The 20,709-nt window shown below is 57.0% G+C and carries 15 protein-coding genes; 12 read left to right on the forward strand and 3 right to left on the reverse strand.

The features are described 5' to 3' along the window. The first annotated feature begins 10 nt into the window (after positions 1–10). Positions 11–1,417 carry a dihydrolipoyl dehydrogenase gene (gene lpdA / locus EKM04_RS02865; RefSeq protein WP_183896260.1) on the forward strand — a complete coding sequence of 469 codons (1,407 nt, stop codon included), beginning with the start codon at positions 11–13 and terminating at the stop codon, positions 1,415–1,417. Positions 1,418–1,492: 75 nt separating this feature from the next. Here lpdA and EKM04_RS02870 read toward each other — a convergent pair whose 3' ends face one another. The 3 genes from EKM04_RS02870 to EKM04_RS02880 form a co-directional block, all read right to left on the reverse strand. Next, a complete protein-coding gene (locus EKM04_RS02870) occupies positions 1,493–3,487 on the reverse strand; it encodes a BCCT family transporter (RefSeq protein WP_183896259.1) in 1,995 nt (664 codons plus the stop codon). A 148-nt stretch (positions 3,488–3,635) separates the two neighbouring features. Next, positions 3,636–4,727, reverse strand: coding sequence for a TraB/GumN family protein (locus EKM04_RS02875; RefSeq protein ID WP_183896257.1), 1,092 nt, complete (start codon positions 4,725–4,727; stop codon positions 3,636–3,638). A 123-nt stretch (positions 4,728–4,850) separates the two neighbouring features. After that, positions 4,851–5,786 (reverse strand): tyrosine recombinase XerC, encoded by a 936-nt coding sequence (locus EKM04_RS02880; RefSeq protein WP_183896255.1) that lies wholly within the window; start codon positions 5,784–5,786, stop codon positions 4,851–4,853. 135 nt (positions 5,787–5,921) lie between these two features. Here EKM04_RS02880 and EKM04_RS02885 point away from each other — a divergent pair, with 135 nt between their 5' ends. The 11 genes from EKM04_RS02885 (at position 5,922) to EKM04_RS02935 (ending at position 20,674) form a co-directional block, all read left to right on the forward strand. Continuing rightward, on the forward strand, positions 5,922–8,153 hold the full coding sequence (locus tag EKM04_RS02885; RefSeq protein ID WP_183896253.1) for a primosomal protein N': 2,232 nt from the start codon (positions 5,922–5,924) through the stop codon (positions 8,151–8,153). A 66-nt stretch (positions 8,154–8,219) separates the two neighbouring features. After that, positions 8,220–8,606, forward strand: a complete 387-nt coding sequence (locus EKM04_RS02890; protein WP_174154230.1) for an AGROH133_08824 family phage infection protein — start codon at positions 8,220–8,222, stop codon at positions 8,604–8,606. A gap of 259 nt (positions 8,607–8,865) precedes the next feature. Beyond that, the gene (locus EKM04_RS02895) at positions 8,866–9,432 is read left to right on the forward strand and encodes a F0F1 ATP synthase subunit delta (protein ID WP_183896251.1); all 567 of its coding nucleotides are present in this window, start codon (positions 8,866–8,868) and stop codon (positions 9,430–9,432) included. Further along, positions 9,432–10,961 carry a F0F1 ATP synthase subunit alpha gene (atpA, locus tag EKM04_RS02900; protein ID WP_183896249.1) on the forward strand — a complete coding sequence of 510 codons (1,530 nt, stop codon included), beginning with the start codon at positions 9,432–9,434 and terminating at the stop codon, positions 10,959–10,961. Before EKM04_RS02895 ends, atpA begins: the two co-directional genes overlap by 1 nt. Before the next feature lie 28 nt (positions 10,962–10,989). After that, positions 10,990–11,868, forward strand: a complete 879-nt coding sequence (locus tag EKM04_RS02905) for a F0F1 ATP synthase subunit gamma (RefSeq protein WP_183896248.1) — start codon at positions 10,990–10,992, stop codon at positions 11,866–11,868. A gap of 24 nt (positions 11,869–11,892) precedes the next feature. Next, the gene (gene atpD / locus EKM04_RS02910; RefSeq protein ID WP_174154226.1) at positions 11,893–13,350 is read left to right on the forward strand and encodes a F0F1 ATP synthase subunit beta; all 1,458 of its coding nucleotides are present in this window, start codon (positions 11,893–11,895) and stop codon (positions 13,348–13,350) included. 71 nt (positions 13,351–13,421) lie between these two features. Then, positions 13,422–13,832 (forward strand): F0F1 ATP synthase subunit epsilon, encoded by a 411-nt coding sequence (locus EKM04_RS02915; protein WP_174154225.1) that lies wholly within the window; start codon positions 13,422–13,424, stop codon positions 13,830–13,832. A 162-nt stretch (positions 13,833–13,994) separates the two neighbouring features. Continuing rightward, on the forward strand, positions 13,995–14,825 hold the full coding sequence (gene fdhD / locus EKM04_RS02920; RefSeq protein ID WP_183896246.1) for a formate dehydrogenase accessory sulfurtransferase FdhD: 831 nt from the start codon (positions 13,995–13,997) through the stop codon (positions 14,823–14,825). A 429-nt stretch (positions 14,826–15,254) separates the two neighbouring features. Continuing rightward, positions 15,255–16,640, forward strand: coding sequence for a sigma-54-dependent transcriptional regulator (locus EKM04_RS02925; RefSeq protein WP_183896243.1), 1,386 nt, complete (start codon positions 15,255–15,257; stop codon positions 16,638–16,640). Continuing rightward, positions 16,633–18,660: a sensor histidine kinase gene (locus EKM04_RS02930; protein WP_183896242.1), complete on the forward strand. Its 2,028-nt coding sequence runs from the start codon at positions 16,633–16,635 to the stop codon at positions 18,658–18,660. Before EKM04_RS02925 ends, EKM04_RS02930 begins: the two co-directional genes overlap by 8 nt. A 358-nt stretch (positions 18,661–19,018) precedes the next feature. Beyond that, positions 19,019–20,674, forward strand: coding sequence for an OFA family MFS transporter (locus EKM04_RS02935; protein ID WP_183896240.1), 1,656 nt, complete (start codon positions 19,019–19,021; stop codon positions 20,672–20,674). Positions 20,675–20,709: the final 35 nt, after the last annotated feature.

Genomic DNA, 20,709 nt, shown 5'->3' on the forward strand with positions numbered 1-20,709 from the left:
GAACGAACACATGGCTTATGATGTAGTTGTTATCGGTACCGGCCCCGGCGGATATGTTTGCGCAGTCAAGGCTGCCCAGCTTGGACTGAAGGTCGCCGTCATCGAAAAGCGCGCGACCTATGGCGGTACGTGCCTCAATGTCGGCTGCATTCCATCCAAGGCGCTGCTGCACGCATCGGAAGTTTTCGCACATGTTGCCCATGGTGTGGATAGCCTCGGTATTGAGGTTGCTGCGCCAACGCTCAATCTCGAGAAGATGATGGGTCACAAGGACGGCGTGGTGAAGGCCAATGTCGACGGCGTCGCCTTCCTGTTCAAGAAAAACAAGATCGACACGTTCCAGGGTCTCGGCAAGATCGCTGGTGCCGGCAGGGTTTCGGTGACGAATGACGCAGGCGAAGTTCAGGAAATCGAAGCCAAGAATATCGTCATCGCAACCGGCTCGGATATTGCCGGTATTCCGGGCGTTCAGGTCGATATCGATGAGCAGGTCATCGTGTCCTCCACGGGCGGTATTGCCTTGTCCAAGGTTCCTGAAAAGATGATCGTCGTGGGTGGCGGTGTCATCGGGCTTGAGCTCGGCTCGGTCTGGTCACGTCTCGGCGCCAAGGTCACGGTGGTTGAATATCTCGATAACATTCTCGCTGGTATGGACGGCGAATTGTCCAAGCAGGCGCAGCGCCTATTTGCCAAGCAGGGCATCGACTTCAAACTTGGTGCGAAGGTGACTGCCGTCGAAAAGTCTGGCGAAGGCGCCAAGGTGGTGTTCGAGCCCGTCAAGGGCGGCGCGGCTGAAACGCTTGATGCCGACGTCGTGCTGATTTCGACAGGCCGAAAGCCTTTCACAGAAGGTCTTGGTCTGGCGGAAGCCGGTGTGGTTCTCGACAGCCGTGGCCGTGTCGAAATAGACGGCCATTACAAGACCAACGTCGAGGGCATCTATGCTATCGGTGATGTGGTCAAGGGTCCGATGCTGGCGCACAAGGCCGAAGACGAAGGTGTGGCGCTTGCAGAAATTCTCGCCGGACAGCGCGGTCATGTGAATTACGACGTCATTCCAGGTGTTGTCTACACACAGCCGGAAGTCGCTTCCGTCGGCAAGACTGAAGAGGAGTTGAAGGCCGCTGGTATCGCCTACAAGGTTGGCAAGTTTCCCTTTACTGCCAATGGTCGCGCCCGCGCCATGCAGGTGACCGACGGTTTCGTCAAAATTCTGGCCGACAAGGAAACGGACCGTGTTCTCGGGGGCCATATTCTTGGCTTCGGTGCTGGCGAGTTGATCCAGGAAATCTCCGTGCTGATGGAATTTGGTGGTTCTTCCGAAGATCTCGGACGCACCTGCCACGCACATCCGACCATGTCGGAAGCGGTGAAGGAAGCGGCGCTCGCCACCTTCTTCAAGCCAATTCACATGTAAGCGTTCGAGCTCAACGAAAAGGCCGCCGTCCTTTCTGGACTGCGGCCTTTTTTGTGTCTGGGTCGGCGCCTGCTGTCAGGTGCGGATGGCGTGAAGATACTGGAAGTGCCTGTCATATTGCAAAAGCACGTCCTGAATGAGCTCTTCTTTCGTGAAGCCCATCAGGTCGTAGTCCTGCCCGCCATCCGACAGGAAGACTTCAGCACGATAATAGTACTCGGCCTTCTTGCGGCTGGATTGGCTTTCGAAGAAGCTGTAGCCAGGCGTTTCATAACGGCGCATTCGAATGCCGTAGATGAACTCCTCGGCTTCTCCCGGCGTCACGATCAGCTTCACTCTGTCGGCCTCGCTCTCCATTTTCGAGACGAGCGCGCGTTTCTCAAGCTCAAGTGCTACGGCTTCCAGAGCTGGGGTTGCTGTTTCCTTCAAGAAGCGCTCTGTCTCCGCCTTGTCGGGATGGTTGAGAATACCTTGAAGCTGTCGTTGCCAGCTTGCCGATTGGCGTGGCCGCAGGCTCTGCACCAACGCATTCTGGCGCAGGCCTTCTTTTTGCAGCCCCTTCCAAAGGCCCCAGCACATCAACAACATGACGAAGGTGAAAGGAAGTGCCCCGGCGATGGAGGCGGTTTGAAGTGCGTCCAGACCACCTGTCGATAGAAGGATCGCGCCGATGATACCGGAGACGATAGCCCAGAAGACGCGTCTTGCCGTCGGTCCATCCTCGCGTCCGCCGGATGTGAGCGTATCGATGACGAGGGCTGAGGAATCCGCACCGGTGACAAAGAAGAACACGATCAACGCCATGGCAAACCATGAGACGTAAACGCCGAACGGAAACTGCTCGAGGAAGACGAAAAGAGCCAGCGTCACGTCATTTGCGACCGCGTCAGACACGGCGGTCGTGGCTCCGGTCAAATGCATGGAAAGCGCCGTATCCCCAAACACCGTCATCCAAGCAAAACTGAAGCCGGTGGGAACCAGCAGGACACCTGCGATGAATTCTCGGATTGTGCGTCCGCGTGAAATACGGGCAATGAACATGCCCACAAAAGGCGACCAGGCGATCCACCAGCCCCAGTAAAACAGGGTCCAGTCACCCAGCCAGTCGCTCGGCCCCTTATCGGGCGCGTATGCATACATGTAGAAGGTGCGCAGTACGAATTGGTCGAGATAGGTACCGAGATTTTGTACGAAAGCGCGCAACAGGAACGTCGTTGGCCCCATGACGAAGACGAACAGCATCAGGGCGACTGCCATCAGCATGTTCATGTTGGACAGAAACTTGATGCCCTTGTCGAGGCCGGTTGCGACGGAGACGGTTGCCATGCCGGTAATGACGACAATCAATGGCAATTGAATCCAGAAACTGATCGGCCAGCCCAGAACGTGGTTGAAACCTGCATTGACTTGGAGAACGCCGAGGCCAAGAGATGTGGCGACACCGAACAGTGTTCCGATCACCGCGAATACGTCGACGGCATTGCCGATCGGTCCGTAGATACGGTCGCCGATCAGCGGATAAAGCGCTGAGCGCATGGTCAGCGGCAGGCCGTGGCGGAACGAGAAGTAGGCGAGCGACAGACCGATCACGGCGTAGACCGCCCATGCATGCAAGCCCCAATGGAAATAGCTGATTTCCATGGCGGTACGGGCTGCTTCCACTGTGGCGGGATCGCCAGTTGGCGGTGCGGTGAAATGTTTCACCGGCTCCGCTACGCCAAAGAAGACGAGGCCGATGCCCATGCCAGCCGCAAACAGCATGGAAAACCATGCGCCATAGCTGTAATCCGGCTCGGAATGATTGGGGCCGAGCTTGATTTTACCATGACTGGAGAAACCCAGATAAAGCATGAAGATCAGAAATATGGCGACGGATAGAAGGTAGATCCAGCCAAGTTCCGTAACGATCCAGGACTGCACCGAACTGAAGACGGCAGCGGATCCTTCCGGTGTGATCACCCCGGCAATGACGAATGCCAGAGTCAGCGCAGCAGACCAAATGAAAACCGGCTTGTTGACGCCCTCTGTCAATCCTACGCGTCTTTGGACAGGTGGTTGCTCCTCAGCCATATCTGTTCCCCTCGTAAAATAGGTGTCTCCGACAACGCGTGACGCTGCACCAATGGGGAATGAATTGCGCGCGAGAAAGTTGCATACCGCATAGATATTTAGTTTTAGAATTTCCTAATTTTACAAGGGGTTAGGCTATGCGTGCGGGTTAGTTGATGGCGGTCAGTGTGAAGCCCTTGGTGCGCAACAGTTCGATAACGCCTTCCTTGCCGGTTAAGTGCAGGGCACCGACGGCCATGAAGACGTTGCCTTTTTCCAGATGCTGTGCCGCACCATCAGCCATGACGTGGTTGCGATCAGTGATGATGCGTTGCTCGAAGGCGTCGTATCCATCCTGCCGTTCACCCAGATTGGCGTCGATGCTTTTCATCATCGGCATGATCATGCCGACCTCGCCCTTCAGGTAAAGGTCGATCATGGTCGCCATGACGTCTTCCATACGGTCGCCCAGTTGCAGCATGTCGATCAGGGACTGAACGTGGAAGGACATGGGCAAATCGGACAGTGCCTTCATCTGTTCCAGAACGGTTTCCAGACCTACCAGTTGCTTGCCATCAGCCAAAGCATCATTGGCAAGCTTCATGTCCAGAAAGCTGGCGCCGCGCGCCTTGCGGGCAAATTCGCATGCGGGCAGTGCAACGAAGCTCGACAATATCCACGGTTTCATTTTCAGTACGGCGTTGAGCGGAATACCGCGTTCTTTCAGACCGGTTTCGAGTTTCACGATTTGCTCTTTCGACAGCATGTCGGTGATGGATTTCTCATCAGTGAACATCGTCAATTCCGGCTCTGCAAGCAGCTTCACGGTTGCCTGCTGCTGACTGGTGATTTCATCCGATTCAACGATGACGGTTGCCGCTTTGTCGAAGGCTGCCTTCGCGCCATCCGGCATGGCCAGAACGCGCGGGTCGGAAATATGCATGGTGCCGAGCAACCAGGAAGGTTCTGAGCCAGCTCTTTCGATTTTCCAGAACGTGCCCTTGCCATTTGGAACCATCTTGGCCTCGGCAACGATCGCGTCGTAGCGCGTGGTGTCGTTCTCTTGCATATCGACAAGGATGTCTTTGCCTGCACACGCAGTGGCTGGCTCGGCGGCCTGCACTTCGGAAAGCGAGAACAATGTCAGTACGAGAACAGCTAAGGCAATGAGATGCACGGACGCAAACAGCCATAACAACGCATCGCCGATGCGGCCCATCAGGAGGGATGTCATGTTTTGCGGTCTGGAAAGAACAATCATCGAATCACCCCCGTTTCATGCCATCGCTTATAAGAGCGGGGTTTTGCATGGACGGTTAACGTTCGTGGTTAATAAATCGTTACGGCTTGGTTCTTTTTAATCATCGCTCGAAAGCATAGGTTGTCACGCGCGTGGATGGGCGTTGTCGTAGATTTCCAGCAGTCGTGCTGTATCGACCCCTGTGTAGATTTGTGTTGTCGAGAGGCTGGCATGTCCCAGCAATTCCTGAATGGTGCGAAGGTCACCGCCACCTGCCAACAGGTGCGTGGCGAAGGAGTGGCGGAGTGCGTGGGGTGTGGCATTCTCCGGCAGGCCGAATGCGCCCCTTAATTTCTGCATCTCCCGCTGGACGATGGCTGGCTGGAGTTTGCCGCCGCGTGCACCGAGAAACAGAGGTTCATCTGGTGCCAGATGATAGGGGCAAAGCTTGCGGTAGGCGTCGACGGCTTCGAGAACCACTGGAAGGAGCGGGACGATCCGCATCTTGTTGCCTTTGCCGGTGACCCGCAGGCTGCGGGTTCCCGCAGTCAAATCGGACGCCGTCAGATCGAGGGCTTCGGATATCCGCAGACCGCAGCCGTAAAGCAGCGCGAGGACTGCGGAATTGCGTGCGGCAATCCACGGCTCGTCGGACAGTTGGCCATCCGCGGTGGTGATTTTCAACGCCTGGCGATCCGTCAACGGCTTGGGCAGCGATTTGGGTTGTTTCGGTGAACGCATCGCGGTGGCACCTGCGGCATTGACCAACCCTTTTTTCTCCAGATGACGGAGAAAAGAGCGAAGACCGGCAAGATGGCGACCAAGCGAACGGGCGCCATCGCCCTGCTTGCGACGGGCGGCGAGAAAGGCTCTCAGATCGACGGGACGCAGATTGCTGACATCCTTGATGCGTGTCGGATGGCCGAGGTAACCCGTCATGAACATGAGATATTGTCTGGTATCGCGCTCATAGGCTTCCAGCGTGTTGTCAGCCAGCCGCCGCTCGCCTTCAAGCGAGGATAGCCAGAGTTGACGCTCCTTCAAAAGCTCCTGATCGGCAAAAATAAGAATGTCATCCAAGGCGATTATCCTGTTGTTTCCGGGTGATCCTAAAACATGTGCCATCTGTATTTGGTTAAAATGCAGATGACATTGCGGGCTGCTGTCCGCTAAAGGTTCCCTTTCCCGTTTCCAGAGGGCATTGTCGCCAGCGTCATGGCAAAAGATTCGACCGATCTGTTCGGGGCGTTGTTTGATCAGCGCAAGCCCGCTTCGTCCGACCCTGTTTCGGCCGTACCCGTTCTGGTGCCCTTGCCGGCGCCGGGGCCATATAGCTATGCGGTTCCGGCAGATATGGTGGTCGAGCCGGGTTCGGTGGTGCAGGTGCCCCTGGGCCCGCGACAGGTCATTGGCGTGGTCTGGGATAAAAGCGACGGTACGACCGTCGATCCAAAGAAACTTCGTCCGATTACGAAAACATTCGATTGCCCGTCGATGCGCGAGGAAATGCGCCGCTTCATCGATTGGGTTGCGGCCTACACGCTGTCACCGCCCGGCCTGGTGGCGCGTATGGCATTGCGGGCGCCAGCAGCGTTCGATCCCGAACCGATGATCGAAGGTTTGCGGCTGACGGATGCGCGGCCGGAACGATTGACGCCAGCGCGTGAGCGGGTGCTGGAACTTGCCGCAGAGGGGCAGGCCTGGACCAAAAGCGGCCTTGCCAACGCGGCCGGTGTGTCTGCTAGCGTCATCGACGGTCTTGCCAAGCAGGGCATTTTCGAAACCATATTCCTGCCAGCGCCCTCCGTCGTGGCAGAGCCGGACCCGGATTATACCGAGGCCCGTCTCGAAGGCCCGCAAAAGCAGGCAGCCTCTGAAATTCTGGAGGATGTCAAAAATGGTGGATTTGCCGTTTCGTTGATCGACGGCGTGACGGGCTCCGGCAAGACCGAGGTCTATTTCGAGGCGGTGGCCGAGACGCTGCGACAGGGCAAACAGGTTTTGATCCTGCTGCCGGAAATCGCGCTGACAGCCTCGTTTCTTGAGCGCTTTCAAGACCGCTTCGGCGCCAAGCCTGCCGAGTGGCATTCCGATCTTTCGCCGCGCATGCGTGAGAAGGTTTGGCGGCAGACTGTGACGGGCGAGGTGCGGGTGGTCGCCGGAGCACGTTCAGCGCTCTTCCTGCCCTTCGACAATCTTGGTCTCATCATCGTCGATGAGGAGCATGACCCGGCCTACAAGCAGGAAGATCGCGTCTACTATAATGCGCGTGACATGGCGGTGGTGCGGGCGCGGATCGCCGACTTTCCGGTGGTACTCGTGTCTGCGACACCATCTGTCGAAAGTCAGGTCAACGGCACCTCCGGTCGTTACAACACCATTCATCTGCACACGCGCTTTGGCAACGCAGCCATGCCGGACCTGCATCTGGTCGACATGCGTCGTCATCCCCCGGAAAGAGGTGGATTCCTGTCGCCGGTGCTGTTGCGGGGCATCGCCAAAACCATGGAGAAGGGTGAGCAATCGCTGCTGTTTCTGAACAGGCGTGGTTATGCACCGCTGACGCTTTGCAGAGTCTGCGGGCATCGTTTCCAGTGCCCGCAATGTTCGAGCTGGCTTGTCGAACATCGGTTCCGCAGCCAATTGCAGTGTCACCAGTGCGGCCATAATCAACCGACGCCGGATCATTGCCCCGAATGCGGCACCTTCGATCACCTGGCCGCTTGCGGCCCCGGTGTGGAGCGCATTGCCGAGGAGGTGGAGAAACACTTCCCCGAGGCGCGCACCATCGTGCTGTCTTCAGACCTGATGGGCGTCAAGCGGTTGCGGCTGGAGCTGGAGGCCATCGTCAAAGGCGAGGCGGACATCGTCATCGGCACCCAACTGGTGGCCAAGGGGCATAACTTCCCGCTCATGACGCTCGTTGGCATCGTGGATGCGGATATCGGTCTTGCCAATGGCGACCCCCGCGCAGCGGAGCGCACGTTCCAGCTTTTGTCACAGGTGACGGGCCGCGCCGGTCGTACAGGCCTCAAAAGTCATGGCTTGTTGCAGACCTACCAACCGCAGCACCCGGTCATGCAGGCCATCGTCTCCGGCGACGCTGCAGCCTTTTACGAGCGGGAAGTGATCGAGCGGGAAAAAGCCCTGCTGCCACCCTTCGGACGGCTGGCGTCCATCATCATCTCTGCCGATACGCGTGGCGAGGCAGAAACGCATGCCCGGGGTTTGCGGGCGTCAGCGCCTCCAGCGTCCGGCATCATGCTGCTGGGCCCCGCAGAAGCGCCGTTGGCCCTGATCCGTGGGCGTTACCGGTTCCGCCTGCTCGTGCATGGAAAACGAAATTCGGACATGCAATCCTTCATGCGTGCGATGTTGGGCAGCGGTCCCAAGGAGCGCGGTTCGATCCATGTACAGGTCGATATCGATCCACAAAGTTTTCTCTGACCTTCTTTCGATGATCCCGCGACCATGCCATAAGGCGGCAGGGGAACACTGATTTGGGGACATCCTATGGAATTTTATTTTCCGACAGAATTTGGCGAACAACTGGCTTTCTCGGCCGCCGCCGTATCGGCGATCATCGGCCTCGTCATCATGTTTGCACCGGGGGTGACGTTCCGGCTATTCGGCCTGCAACATCTGACCGAGCGCCGTGACGGTCTCGTGCTGTTGCGCTCTTCGCTTGCGGGTTTCTATCTGGGCTTTGGTGCAAGCGCTTTGCTTTTGGCGCAGCCAATGGTCTACCTGGCGTTCGGGATATCTTTCGCGATAGCTGTCTTCGGTGCTGTGCTCTCTATCCTGTCCGATGGAGGCGCAACTGTGCGAAATTGCTTACTTCTGGTTGTGCATTCGGCGCTTGCGATATTACCGCTTATGTATGTTTTTGGGTGGGTTTGAGAACCGATCAAGGAAGATCGCTCTTTCCTCATCCTGTTTCTGGGCTGATGTCGGAAAATTTAACGCTATCCCTCTTGCCCAAAAGACAGTTTCCGTTACTACGCGTGTTGCGAGTCCCGGCGTCCTATGGTAGACGGACCGCGAAATCGAGATAAGGCAGGGGGGAATTCCGGCCTTATTCGGGGAAATTGAAACGATTTCAAGAATTTGGAAAGCTTAACAGGCGGCCCGGTCTTCTTGAACGATTAGCAGGGAAAAAGTGCCCGTGGCAGATACCTCCCATGGAACATCCGGTGTAGCGGAAAGGTACGCGTTGTCGCTTTTCGAGCTTGCCTTGGAAGCGGGTGTCGTTGACGCGGTTGGTGCCGACCTCGACAAGTTTCAGGGCTTGCTTAACGAAAGCGCAGATCTGAAGCGTCTGGTTGCGAGCCCGGTCTTCTCGGCGAAAGAACAGTCAAGCGCTATTTCCGCCATTGCGGAAAAGGCGGGCATCACTGGATTGACTGCAAACTTCCTCAAGGTTGTTGCCAGCAATCGTCGTTTGTTCGCGGTTCCTGGGATGGTCGTTGCCTATCGTGAATTCGTTGCCGCTCATCGCGGTGAGATTACCGCCGAGGTTACCTCGGCCCATGCGCTGGATGAAGCGCAGGAAACTGAACTGAAAGCGGCGCTGAAGAGCGTTACTGGTAAGGATGTGAAGGTCGCTCTGACCATCGATCCATCCATTCTTGGCGGCCTCATCGTCAAGGTTGGCTCGCGCCAGACAGATACGTCTCTTCGCACCAAACTTTCCACCCTTAAGCTTGCACTGAAAGAGGTTGGCTGATGGATATCCGCGCCGCGGAAATTTCCGCAATTCTAAAAGACCAGATCAAAAATTTCGGCAACGAGGCGGAAGTCTCGGAAGTCGGCCAGGTGCTTTCCGTCGGTGATGGTATTGCCCGCGTTTACGGCCTCGACAATGTTCAGGCCGGTGAAATGGTCGAGTTCCCAGGCGGCATTCGCGGCATGGCGCTCAACCTTGAAAACGACAACGTCGGCGTTGTTATTTTCGGTTCTGACCGTGACATCAAGGAAGGCGACACCGTCAAGCGGACCGGCGCTATCGTTGACGTTCCTGTTGGTCCAGAGCTTCTCGGCCGCGTGGTCGATGCTCTCGGCAATCCGATCGACGGCAAGGGCCCGATCAGCGCAACGCGTCGTTCACGTGTTGACGTCAAGGCTCCCGGTATCATTCCACGCAAGTCCGTTCACGAGCCTATGTCGACAGGCCTCAAGGCCATCGATGCCCTGATCCCGGTTGGTCGTGGCCAGCGCGAGCTTGTTATCGGTGACCGCCAGACAGGCAAGACCGCGATCATTCTCGATACGATCCTGAACCAGAAGGCTATTCATGACAGTGGCCCAGACAGCGAAAAGCTGTATTGCGTCTACGTCGCTATCGGCCAGAAGCGTTCGACGGTTGCCCAGTTCGTGAAGGTTCTGGAAGAGCGTGGCGCTCTGCAGTACTCCATCATCGTTGCTGCAACGGCTTCCGATCCTGCTCCAATGCAGTATCTGGCACCGTTTGCCGGTTGCGCCATGGGCGAATACTTCCGCGATAACGGCATGCATGCGCTGATCGGTTACGATGACCTTTCCAAGCAGGCCGTTGCCTACCGTCAGATGTCGCTTCTTCTGCGCCGTCCTCCAGGCCGCGAAGCTTATCCTGGCGACGTCTTCTATCTGCACTCGCGTCTTCTCGAGCGCGCCGCCAAGATGGGCGACGATGCTGGGAACGGTTCGCTGACGGCTCTGCCTGTCATCGAAACGCAGGGTAACGACGTTTCGGCGTTCATTCCGACCAATGTGATCTCGATCACAGACGGCCAGATCTTCCTCGAGACAGACCTGTTCTATCAGGGTATCCGTCCGGCTGTTAACGTTGGTCTGTCGGTCTCGCGCGTTGGTTCTGCCGCTCAGATCAAGGCCATGAAGCAGGTTGCCGGTTCGATCAAGGGTGAGCTTGCCCAGTATCGTGAAATGGCAGCGTTTGCTCAGTTTGGTTCCGACCTCGATGCTTCTACGCAGCGCCTGCTGAACCGTGGTGCACGTCTGACCGAATTGCTCAAGCAGCCGCAGTTCTCTCCACTCAAGACGGAAGAACAGGTTGCAGTGATCTTCGCTGGTGTGAACGGTTACCTGGATAAGGTCGCTGTTGCAGATATCGGCAAGTTCGAGCAGGGTCTGCTTTCTTACCTCCGCTCGGAAGGCAAGGCCATTCTCGACACCATCCGCACGGAAAAGGCTGTTAGCGACGACACCAAGGGAAAGTTGAAGACTGCCCTTGAGAACTTCGCCAAGTCTTTCTCCTGATTAGCCTCGTGACTGGGACGGATAACGGATGCCTTCACTAAAGGATCTGAAAAACCGCATTGCCTCCGTAAAGGCGACGCAGAAGATTACCAAGGCGATGAAAATGGTCGCCGCGGCGAAGCTTCGGCGCGCCCAGGAAGCTGCGGAGGCCGCCCGGCCTTACTCGCAGCGCATGGGCGCCGTTCTTGCAAATATCGCCCAGGCGGTCGAGGCAGACGTTGCTCCGCTTCTGATGACCGGTACCGGCAAGGACGACGTGCATCTGCTCGTCGTCTGCACGGCTGATCGTGGCCTTTGCGGTGGTTTCAATGCACAGATTTCCCGTTTTGCTCGTGATCGTGCCCGCAGGCTGATCGCAGAAGGCAAGACGGTCAAGATCATGACTGTCGGCAAAAAAGGCTATGATAGTCTGCGTCGTGAGTTCTCGTCCAACATCATCGAACGCATTGAACTGCGTGACGTGAAGCGGGTGGGTTTCGAGAACGCCGACGGTATCGCAAAGAAGATCATCGCGCGTTTCAACGCCGGTGAGTTCGATGTCTGCACGCTGATCTACTCCGAGTTCAAGTCGGTCATCAGCCAAATTCCGACAGGTCTGCAGCTTATTCCTGCTGCCGCCCCTGCGGTCGATGTTGAGCAGTCTGCAACGACGGCGATTTATGAATACGAGCCGGATGCGGCTTCCATTCTGGAAGACCTTATTCCGCGCAACATTTCTGTTCAGGTTTTCCGGGCTTTGCTCGAAAACGTGGCTGGCGAAATGGGTGCCAAGATGAGCGCGATGGACAACGCCACGCGCAACGCCGGTGAAATGATCAACAAGCTGACGCTTTCCTATAACCGTCAGCGTCAGGCTCAGATCACCAAGGAACTGATTGAAATCATTTCGGGCGCGGAAGCGCTCTGAGGTTAAGGAAAGAGGGTAAGGATAATGGCTAAGGCAGCTACCCCAAAGAAAACCGCAGCGATTACTGGCGCGACCGGCAAGGTTCAGCAGGTTATCGGCGCTGTTGTCGACGTGGCGTTCGAAGGCGATCTGCCTGCGATCCTCAACGCGATTGAAACTGACAATAACGGCAACCGTCTGGTTCTCGAAGTTGCGCAGCACCTCGGCGAAAACGTCGTGCGTACCATCGCCATGGACTCGACAGAAGGTCTGGTTCGCGGTCAGTCCGTCCGTGATACGGGCGCTCCGATCACCGTTCCCGTTGGTCCTGAGACGCTCGGCCGAATCATGAACGTCATCGGCGAGCCAGTTGACGAAGCCGGTCCTCTGGTCACCTCGGGCACGCGTGCCATTCACCAGGAAGCACCATCCTACGTTGAACAGTCGACAGATGGCCAAATCCTGGTCACGGGCATCAAGGTCGTTGACCTCCTGGCGCCATACGCAAAGGGCGGCAAGATCGGTCTGTTCGGCGGCGCTGGCGTTGGCAAGACCGTTCTGATCATGGAACTGATCAACAACGTGGCCAAGGCGCACGGCGGTTACTCGGTCTTCGCTGGCGTGGGTGAACGTACCCGCGAAGGCAATGACCTTTACCACGAAATGATCGAATCCGGCGTTAACAAGCACGGCGGCGGCGAAGGCTCCAAGGCTGCGCTCGTGTACGGCCAGATGAACGAACCACCAGGCGCGCGTGCTCGTGTTGCTCTAACGGGTCTGACGATTGCGGAAGACTTCCGCGACAAGGGCCAGGACGTTCTGTTCTTCGTGGACAACATCTTCCGCTTTACGCAGGCTGGTTCCGAAGTTTCGGCTCTCTTGGGCCGTATTCCTTCCGCTGTGGGTTATCAGCCAACGCTGGCAACCGACATGGGCCAGATGCAAGAACGCATCACGACGACGACCAAGGGTTCGATTACCTCGGTTCAGGCTATTTACGTTCCCGCCGACGATTTGACCGACCCTGCACCAGCAACCTCGTTCGCCCACTTGGACGCAACGACGGTTCTGTCACGTTCGATCGCTGAAAAGGGTATTTACCCGGCTGTGGACCCGCTCGACTCGACGTCGCGCATGCTCGACCCGCTGATCGTTGGCGAAGAGCACTACGAAGTTGCCCGTAAGGTCCAGATGACCTTGCAGCGCTACAAGGCTCTGCAGGACATCATCGCCATCCTCGGCATGGACGAACTGTCTGAAGAAGACCGTCTCGCCGTTGCGCGCGCTCGCAAGATCGAACGCTTCCTGTCGCAGCCATTCTTCGTGGCTGAAATCTTCACGGGCGCTCCCGGCAAGCTGGTTGCTCTTGAAGACACGATCAAGGGCTTCAAGGGTCTGGTCAACGGCGAATACGACCACCTGCCGGAAGCTGCTTTCTATATGGTTGGTTCGATGGAAGAAGCCGTCGAAAAGGCCAAGAAGATGGCTGCTGAAGTCGCTTAATATCGAAAAGAGGGCGCGTGTCTCTTGCACGCGCCTTTGTCCGTCGCGCAACGAAAAAGAAGTGAATAGCCATGGCCGACAGTTTCAAATTCGAACTTGTTTCTCCGGAGCGCCTGCTTGTTTCCGAGACGGTCACTGAAGTCGTCATTCCGGCTACGCTCGGGGAGATGACGATTCTGCCAAACCATGCGCCCGTCATGACCACGATCAAGCCTGGTCTGGTCACGGCGAAGTTCGCATCCGGCGAAACGCATAAATATGTTGTTTTTGGTGGTTTCGCGGATATCGTTCAAAGCGGCTGCACCTTGCTTGCAGAGTCGGCGACATCTGCGGACGACATCAGCTCTGATGATTTGCAAAAGCGTATCGATGCGGCACGTTCGGAAATCGAGGAAGGCAATCATCACCACGAGCACCGGACCAAGCTCGAAAGGCATCTTTACGAATTGACGAACCTGCATGAGGTTCTCGTCGCTGCTTGAAAGCACCGGGCGGGTTCGTAAGAATGACTGCCCACAAAGTGGACACTTGAAGCGGCCTCATCGGCCGCTTTTTGTATTTTGGGGTTTAGAACGTTTCCATTTAACAAGGAAACGCTCTAGGTAGATCGTCTGGTTGGTCTCCCAATCTGTTGAGGTTATATCATGTCGACGACGCAAGCATTTCGGACGGTCAAGCGTATTTCCCGGCGCGACGGGCTTGTGTCAGTCGGCCACCGCGATGTCCCCGAAGAGGTTCCGGTCGCTTTTTCTTATGGTGGCTCAACCCATGCAGTCATGATGGCATCGCCCGTCGATCTCGAGGATTTTGCTGTTGGTTTCAGCTTGACGGAAGGCATCATCCTCGAACCCTCGCAGATAGAGGCCGTTGAGGTCGTGGCGACGGAGCAGGGGTTTGATGTGCAGGTTACGCTGCTTGATGAGCAGGCAGATGCGTTACGTCTTCGCAGGCGTCATATGGCCGGACCTGTGGGTTGCGGTCTGTGTGGCATCGAATCCATAGAACAGGCTGTGCGGCCTGTTCCCGACGTTTCGATGACACAGCTTGCTCTGAACGCCGATGATCTTGTTGTTGCGATGGATGCACTTCATCAGGCGCAACCTCTTTTTCGTCAGACCAGAGGCGTGCATGGCGCCGGATTTTTCAATCCTGCAACCGGTCTGATCACGGCGCGCGAGGATGTCGGGCGGCACAACGCGCTGGACAAGCTTGCGGGGGCCGTGCTTCGCAGCGGGACGCCGGGTGCTGCAGGTGCAATTGTCGTCACCAGCCGCCTCTCGGTAGAAATGGTACAGAAGGCAGCGATCCTCGGAAGTCCAATTCTGGCCGCGGTCTCAGCGCCCACAGCGCTTGCCATCGAAACCGCCGAGAAGGCGGGGATAACATTGGTCGCGCTGGTCCGTGGTGAGGACCTTGAGATATTCACGCGCCCCGATCGCATTACGATAGAGGGCCTTAGAGCATTTCCTTGTTAAATGGAAACGTTCTGCCGGAGCAGATTTTCGTCAGGACAAAGGCGATTGGGCAACGGCATACCCTGAGGTACGGTCGAGCCGATCGCCTTTGTCCTGGCGGAAATATGCCCGGCCCTCCGGGTTGGTTGAAACGGGCCATCTGCCTGCCCGGACGGCTTGGCCGTATGCTAAGGCTACGCCACGCGCCCTCCGGACAAGCAGTCGATCCCGTTTGAACCAACAGAACTGTTTCCATTTAACAAGGAAACGCTCTAAAACCGAATTGTGCTCTTGATGGCATCATTCGTTTTGCTTTCCGTTGCAGCTTTGATATTCGTCCATACACCATTGCCCTGATGTGGCGCGGTCGGCGACGTCACGCTGCAACGCTGCAATCTCCATGCACACATCTGACGGACCGTTTTGCGATGGCGGCACCCGGAGAGCACTATGCAGCATGACCTGATCTCAAAAACGCGACCGGCGGCGGTGGAAACCGATTTTGGCCCCTGGCTTGCAAAGGCGTCCATTCTCATTGTCGATGATGAACCTGGCATGCGCAACTTTCTGATGAGGACGCTGGAGACCCGTTGCGCCTATGTTGATGAGGCGGGTGATACGGCACAGGCGACGAAGAAGCTGGATGAACGCCACTTCGATATCGTCATCCTCGACAACATCATGCCGAAGAAAACGGGGCTGGAATGGCTGGCCGACCAGCGTGCAATCGGCTTTTACGCGGATGCCATCCTGATGACGGCCTATGCCGATCTTGATACGGCCATTCAGGCGATACGCGCAGGTGCTGCTGATTTCGTCCTGAAGCCGTTTCGGTCCAATCAGATATTGAATGCCATATCGCGGGCGCTCGACCGATCCAATCTGCGGCGAGAAAACTCTGCTTTGAAATATCAGCTGAAAAAGGCTTCAGATCACTTGTTTCTGCGTGACCGCCTGGTGGGTAGCTCAGCAACGATCCAGCAGACACGCGACATGATCAGCCGCGTCGCACCGCTTCCGACCTCCGTTTTGCTGACGGGTGAGTCCGGTACGGGTAAGGAAGTTCTGGCGCATTCCATCCACGAATTGTCGGATCGCGCCGGAAAACCCTTCGTGCCGATCAACTGCGCGGCCATTCCGGCAGATATGCTGGAAACCGAACTGTTCGGCCATGTGAAGGGCGCCTTTACAGGAGCGGAGAGCCGTCGCGAAGGCTTGTTCCTGCACGCACAGGGCGGAACGCTGTTTCTGGATGAGATCGGTGAGATGCCGGTTGCCTTGCAAAGCAAGTTGCTGCGCGTGATCGAGGACCGGAAGGTGCGCCCGGTGGGTGCAGAGCGGGAGGTGCCCATCGACATCCGGTTCATATTCGCTACCAATGCCGATCTGGCTGCTGATGTGGAAAAGGGGCGTTTCCGCGCCGATCTGTTTTACCGGATCAACGTCATGGAGATCTATCTTGCGCCACTCAGGGACCGTGAGCGCGATGTGGTGGAATTGACGGAGCTTTTCATGCACAAGCTTTCGCAGCAGCTTGGTATGCCGCCGGTCGCCATTGATGATGCCGTACGCACGATGCTGTTGGCTTATCGCTGGCCGGGAAATGTCCGCGAACTTCGAAACTTTGTTGAGCGTAGCCTCATCCTCGGGCGTTTCCCGCTGGATTTGCGCGGAGGTGCTCCGGTCGCAGTCGCTGCTGGCACCTTGGAAGAGGTCGAGAGGCGGCATATTCTGGCGGTTCTGAGTGACGTTTCAGGAAACAGGGACGAGGCATCGCGCCGTCTTGGCATTTCCCGAAAAACGATCGATCGCAAGATGTCGTCCTGGCATGGCTGAGAAATCGGAAAACTCAAGGGTTTTTGGTGCGTTAAAGTCGGTTCGGTTCCGGCTGCTGGCCATCGCGCTGTTGCCGACACTCGTCATTCTGCCCCTACTTTTGGGTGTGACCATGGTGCGGTGGAGCGGTAAGCTGGATGCGCTGCTCATCACCAAGGTGAACAGCGACCTGACCGTTGCGCACCAATATCTCGTGACGATCCTAGAGGATACGGGCGAGCGGTTGGAGGCGATCACGGGTTCCGCGCGGCTTCAGGATATCGTTTTGGCGGGAAATAAAACGGCCCTTGCCGGGCTTCTGGAGGAAAACCGTCAGAAACTTGGTCTCGATTTTCTGTTTCTGGTCGATGGCAACGGTGATCTTCCTGCGAGTGCAGGAACGGATGAGGAAAAGACACGCGTGGATTGGCCAGTTCGGGCCGCTGCGCTGTCTGGCAAAGCATCCTACGCCATGGATGTCTTCTCCGAAGAGGATCTGACGAGGCTTTCACCTCGTCTGGCGGATCGGGCGCGGATCGGAGTCACGCCAGCACCAGACGCAGCGACGGGTCAGATATTCGAAACACGTGGAATGATGATCCATGCCGCAAGCCCTTTGCGTTTGCCGGGTGGTCAGGCCCTGGCACTGGTCGGCGGAAGGTTGCTCAACCAGAACCTCGATTTTATCGATACGATCAATGAGCTTGTCTACCGGCAAGCCAGCCTGCCGGAGGGCAGCCAGGGGACCGCGACACTGTTTCTGGACGACGTGCGCATCAGCACGAATGTGCGTCTGTTCGAGAACCAGCGTGCTTTGGGAACCCGGGTATCTGAGGCGGTGCGGGCGACGGTTCTCGGAGCCGGTAAGGTCTGGCTGGACAGCGCTTTCGTCGTCAATGACTGGTATATCTCGGCCTACGAACCCTTGGTCGATAGTTATGGAAAACGCGTCGGCATGCTTTATGTCGGCTTTCTGGAGGCGCCGTTTGCGCGCGCCAAGTATGAAACGCTCGGTTCCGTCATTGCTGCGTTTTTAGGTATTACGATCCTCAGCATTCCGGTTTTCCTGCGATGGGCCCGCAGTATCTTCAAGCCGCTCGAGCGCATGACCCAGACCATCTCTAGGGTCGATGATGGTGACCTGGGCGCCCGCACAGGCTTGCCACCGACTGGCGATGAGATCGGGCAGGTCGCAGTGCATCTAGACGGGCTGCTGCAACGTCTTCAGCAGCGTGAAGGCGAGTTGCGGGCGTGGAATGAAGAGCTCAATGCACGTGTCGAAGAAAGGACGCAGGAACTTCAACTTGCCAATCTGCGTCTCGAAGCGACAACCAAGCAGCTCGTCATGTCCGAAAAGCTGGCAACGATTGGCGAAATTACCGCTGGCGTAGCCCATGAGATCAACAATCCCATCGCCGTCATTCAGGGGAATTTGGAGGTCGCCCGGAGCATGCTGGGCAAGACTGCGGACGCAGCCAGGACGGAATTCAATCTGATCGACGAACAGGTGGATCGCATCAGCCGGATCGTCGGCAAGCTGCTACAATTTGCAAGGCCGGAAGAGTTTGCTGGCTATATCGAGCGCCAAGACCCCGAAACGGTGATTTCCGATTGCATGCCACTCGTCAAGCATGTGCTGACACGTGCCGGGATCGAGGTTGTCAAAAACAACAAGGCGAATGGACTTCTGGCGATGAACCGAACGGAGTTGCAGCAAGTTCTGGTCAACCTCATCGTCAACGCCGCTCACGCGATGCCGCATGGTGGCACGTTGACGCTTGGAAGCCACGATGAGGAGCGTCACGGATCTCGCGGCGTGGCCATCAGCGTGACCGATACAGGTGTCGGGATTGGCGAGGATGTCGTGGATCGCATTTTCGATCCCTTTTTCACGACCAAGCAGCAAGAGGGTACGGGCCTTGGGCTTTCGGTGAGCCAGATGCTGATCGCGCGACAGGGCGGGGAGATCACAGTGAGGAGCACTGTTGGTTCCGGGACCGTGTTTACGATCTGGTTGCCGCAGGCACTTGACGTTCGGTAGCTTGTGCTTTCAACGCTCCGAAATTACGGCGAAAATCAAGCAGAAATATGGACATTTTGTCGCGATGTCCCGGACAAATTGTCTCATGTAATCGTGCCGTATTGTGCATCCTGTTGATAAGAAACAATTTATTTTTGGCACGCAAATTGCTGAGCAAGTGTGGCAACACATCAGGCCAGTTGCGTGTGAGCGTCCCGAAGAAGGAGCCGCCCGCGCAGTTGGGTCCGTGGGCTTGGGACATTGTTTCGGATGGAACGTTGCGGGACTTGCATTTGCTTGCAGGTCACGCAACGGACCCCGAGGCGAACAGCAACATCCAAATTCATGACGCCTCGCGTGGTGAATGGAGGGACACACAATGACTGCGACGAACGAGACATTCGCGCCGGGGGCTGCGGGTGCAGGTCTTCTGGACCGCGAAAGAATTATCGCAAAACCTGGATTCAATCGCTGGCTGGTTCCACCGGCAGCGCTCGCGATCCATCTTTGCATCGGCATGGCATACGGCTTCTCGGTGTTCTGGCTGCCACTCACGAAGGCAATCGGCATCACCTCGACAGTTGCCTGCCCTGATCTCAACCTTGCTTCGGCATTGTTCACCACCACCTGCGACTGGCGCGTCAGCGACCTTGGCTGGATCTACACACTCTTCTTCGTTCTTCTCGGTTGCTCTGCTGCCATCTGGGGTGGCTGGCTGGAACGGGCGGGCCCGCGCAAGGCCGGTTTCGTTTCCGCAATCTGCTGGTGCGGCGGTATGGCGATTGCTGCCATCGGCATCATGACGCACCAATTGTGGCTGATGTGGTTCGGCGCTGGCGTCATTGGGGGTATCGGCCTTGGCCTTGGCTATATTTCTCCGGTGTCCACCCTGATCAAGTGGTTCCCTGACCGTCGTGGCATGGCAACCGGCATGGCCATCATGGGCTTTGGCGGCGGCGCAATGATCGGTGCTCCGCTTGCGGATGCGCTGATGCGCCACTTCCGAACCGAAGCGTCCATCGGCGTTTGGGAAACCTTCCTTGTCATGGCGGCGATCTATTTCGTCTTCATGATGGCTGGCGCGTTCGGATACCGAATCCCACCCGCAGGCTGGAAGCCTGAAGGCTGGACGGCACCTGCTGCCAAGAACTCGATGATCACAACCCGCCACGTGCACCTCAAGAATGCTCACAAGACCAAGCAGTTCTGGATGATCTGGCTGGTGCTGTGCCTCAACGTATCGGCTGGTATCGGCGTCCTGGGTATGGCGTCGCCCATGCTACAGGAAATCTTTGCCGGTTCGCTGATCGGTCTTCCTGACGTGAAGTTTGCTGATCTGACACCTGAGCAACTGGCTCAGATCGCGGCGATTGCTGCTGGCTTCACCGGTCTGCTGTCCGTGTTCAACATTGCGGGTCGCTTCTTCTGGGCATCGTTGTCTGACCGCATCGGGCGCAAGGCAACCTACTTCACGTTCTTTGCGCTCGGTATCGTGCTTTACGCTTCGTCGCCTTGGGCGGCTGGCCTCGGCAATAAGGCGCTTTTCGTCGGCATGCTCTGCATCATCGTCTCGATGTATGGCGGTGGCTTTGCGACCATCCCGGCTTACCTCGCCGATATCTTCGGCACCCAGTTCGTTGGCGCGATCCATGGTCGTCTTCTGACGGCATGGGCAACGGCTGGCATTATTGGTCCTGTCGTCGTCAACTACATCCGTGAAGCACAGATCGCTGCGGGCATTCCGCGCGCGCAGGTCTATGACTTTACGATGTATATCTTGGCCGGCATGCTGGTATTGGGCCTGATTGCCAACCTCATGGTCAAGCCGCTCGAAGACAAATGGTATATGTCGGATAACGAAGTGGCGGCACTTCAAGCCAAAACGACGGCTGCGACCAGTGGCCCAACAGGTTCCTTCGGCATAGGCAAGGGTGGCTTCGACGCCAAGGCGGCCATCGCCTGGGCGGTCGTTGGTATTCCGATTGTCTGGGGTATCTGGATCACCTTGCAGAAGACGTTCGTTCTGTTCACCTGATTGACTGTTTTGCCAAATGGAAAAGAAAAAGGCGG

Source organism: Rhizobium skierniewicense Ch11, assembly GCF_023757665.1.
Lineage (GTDB): Bacteria > Pseudomonadota > Alphaproteobacteria > Rhizobiales > Rhizobiaceae > Agrobacterium > Agrobacterium skierniewicense.

Coding starts and splice junctions, on each gene's coding strand:
- lpdA (WP_183896260.1), top strand. CDS start 11: ATGGCTTATGATGTAGTTGTTATCGGTACCGGCCCCGGCGGATATGTT.
- EKM04_RS02870 (WP_183896259.1), bottom strand. CDS start 3,487: ATGGCTGAGGAGCAACCACCTGTCCAAAGACGCGTAGGATTGACAGAG.
- EKM04_RS02875 (WP_183896257.1), bottom strand. CDS start 4,727: ATGATTGTTCTTTCCAGACCGCAAAACATGACATCCCTCCTGATGGGC.
- EKM04_RS02885 (WP_183896253.1), top strand. CDS start 5,922: ATGGCAAAAGATTCGACCGATCTGTTCGGGGCGTTGTTTGATCAGCGC.
- EKM04_RS02890 (WP_174154230.1), top strand. CDS start 8,220: ATGGAATTTTATTTTCCGACAGAATTTGGCGAACAACTGGCTTTCTCG.
- atpA (WP_183896249.1), top strand. CDS start 9,432: ATGGATATCCGCGCCGCGGAAATTTCCGCAATTCTAAAAGACCAGATC.
- EKM04_RS02905 (WP_183896248.1), top strand. CDS start 10,990: ATGCCTTCACTAAAGGATCTGAAAAACCGCATTGCCTCCGTAAAGGCG.
- atpD (WP_174154226.1), top strand. CDS start 11,893: ATGGCTAAGGCAGCTACCCCAAAGAAAACCGCAGCGATTACTGGCGCG.
- EKM04_RS02915 (WP_174154225.1), top strand. CDS start 13,422: ATGGCCGACAGTTTCAAATTCGAACTTGTTTCTCCGGAGCGCCTGCTT.
- fdhD (WP_183896246.1), top strand. CDS start 13,995: ATGTCGACGACGCAAGCATTTCGGACGGTCAAGCGTATTTCCCGGCGC.
- EKM04_RS02925 (WP_183896243.1), top strand. CDS start 15,255: ATGCAGCATGACCTGATCTCAAAAACGCGACCGGCGGCGGTGGAAACC.
- EKM04_RS02930 (WP_183896242.1), top strand. CDS start 16,633: ATGGCTGAGAAATCGGAAAACTCAAGGGTTTTTGGTGCGTTAAAGTCG.
- EKM04_RS02935 (WP_183896240.1), top strand. CDS start 19,019: ATGACTGCGACGAACGAGACATTCGCGCCGGGGGCTGCGGGTGCAGGT.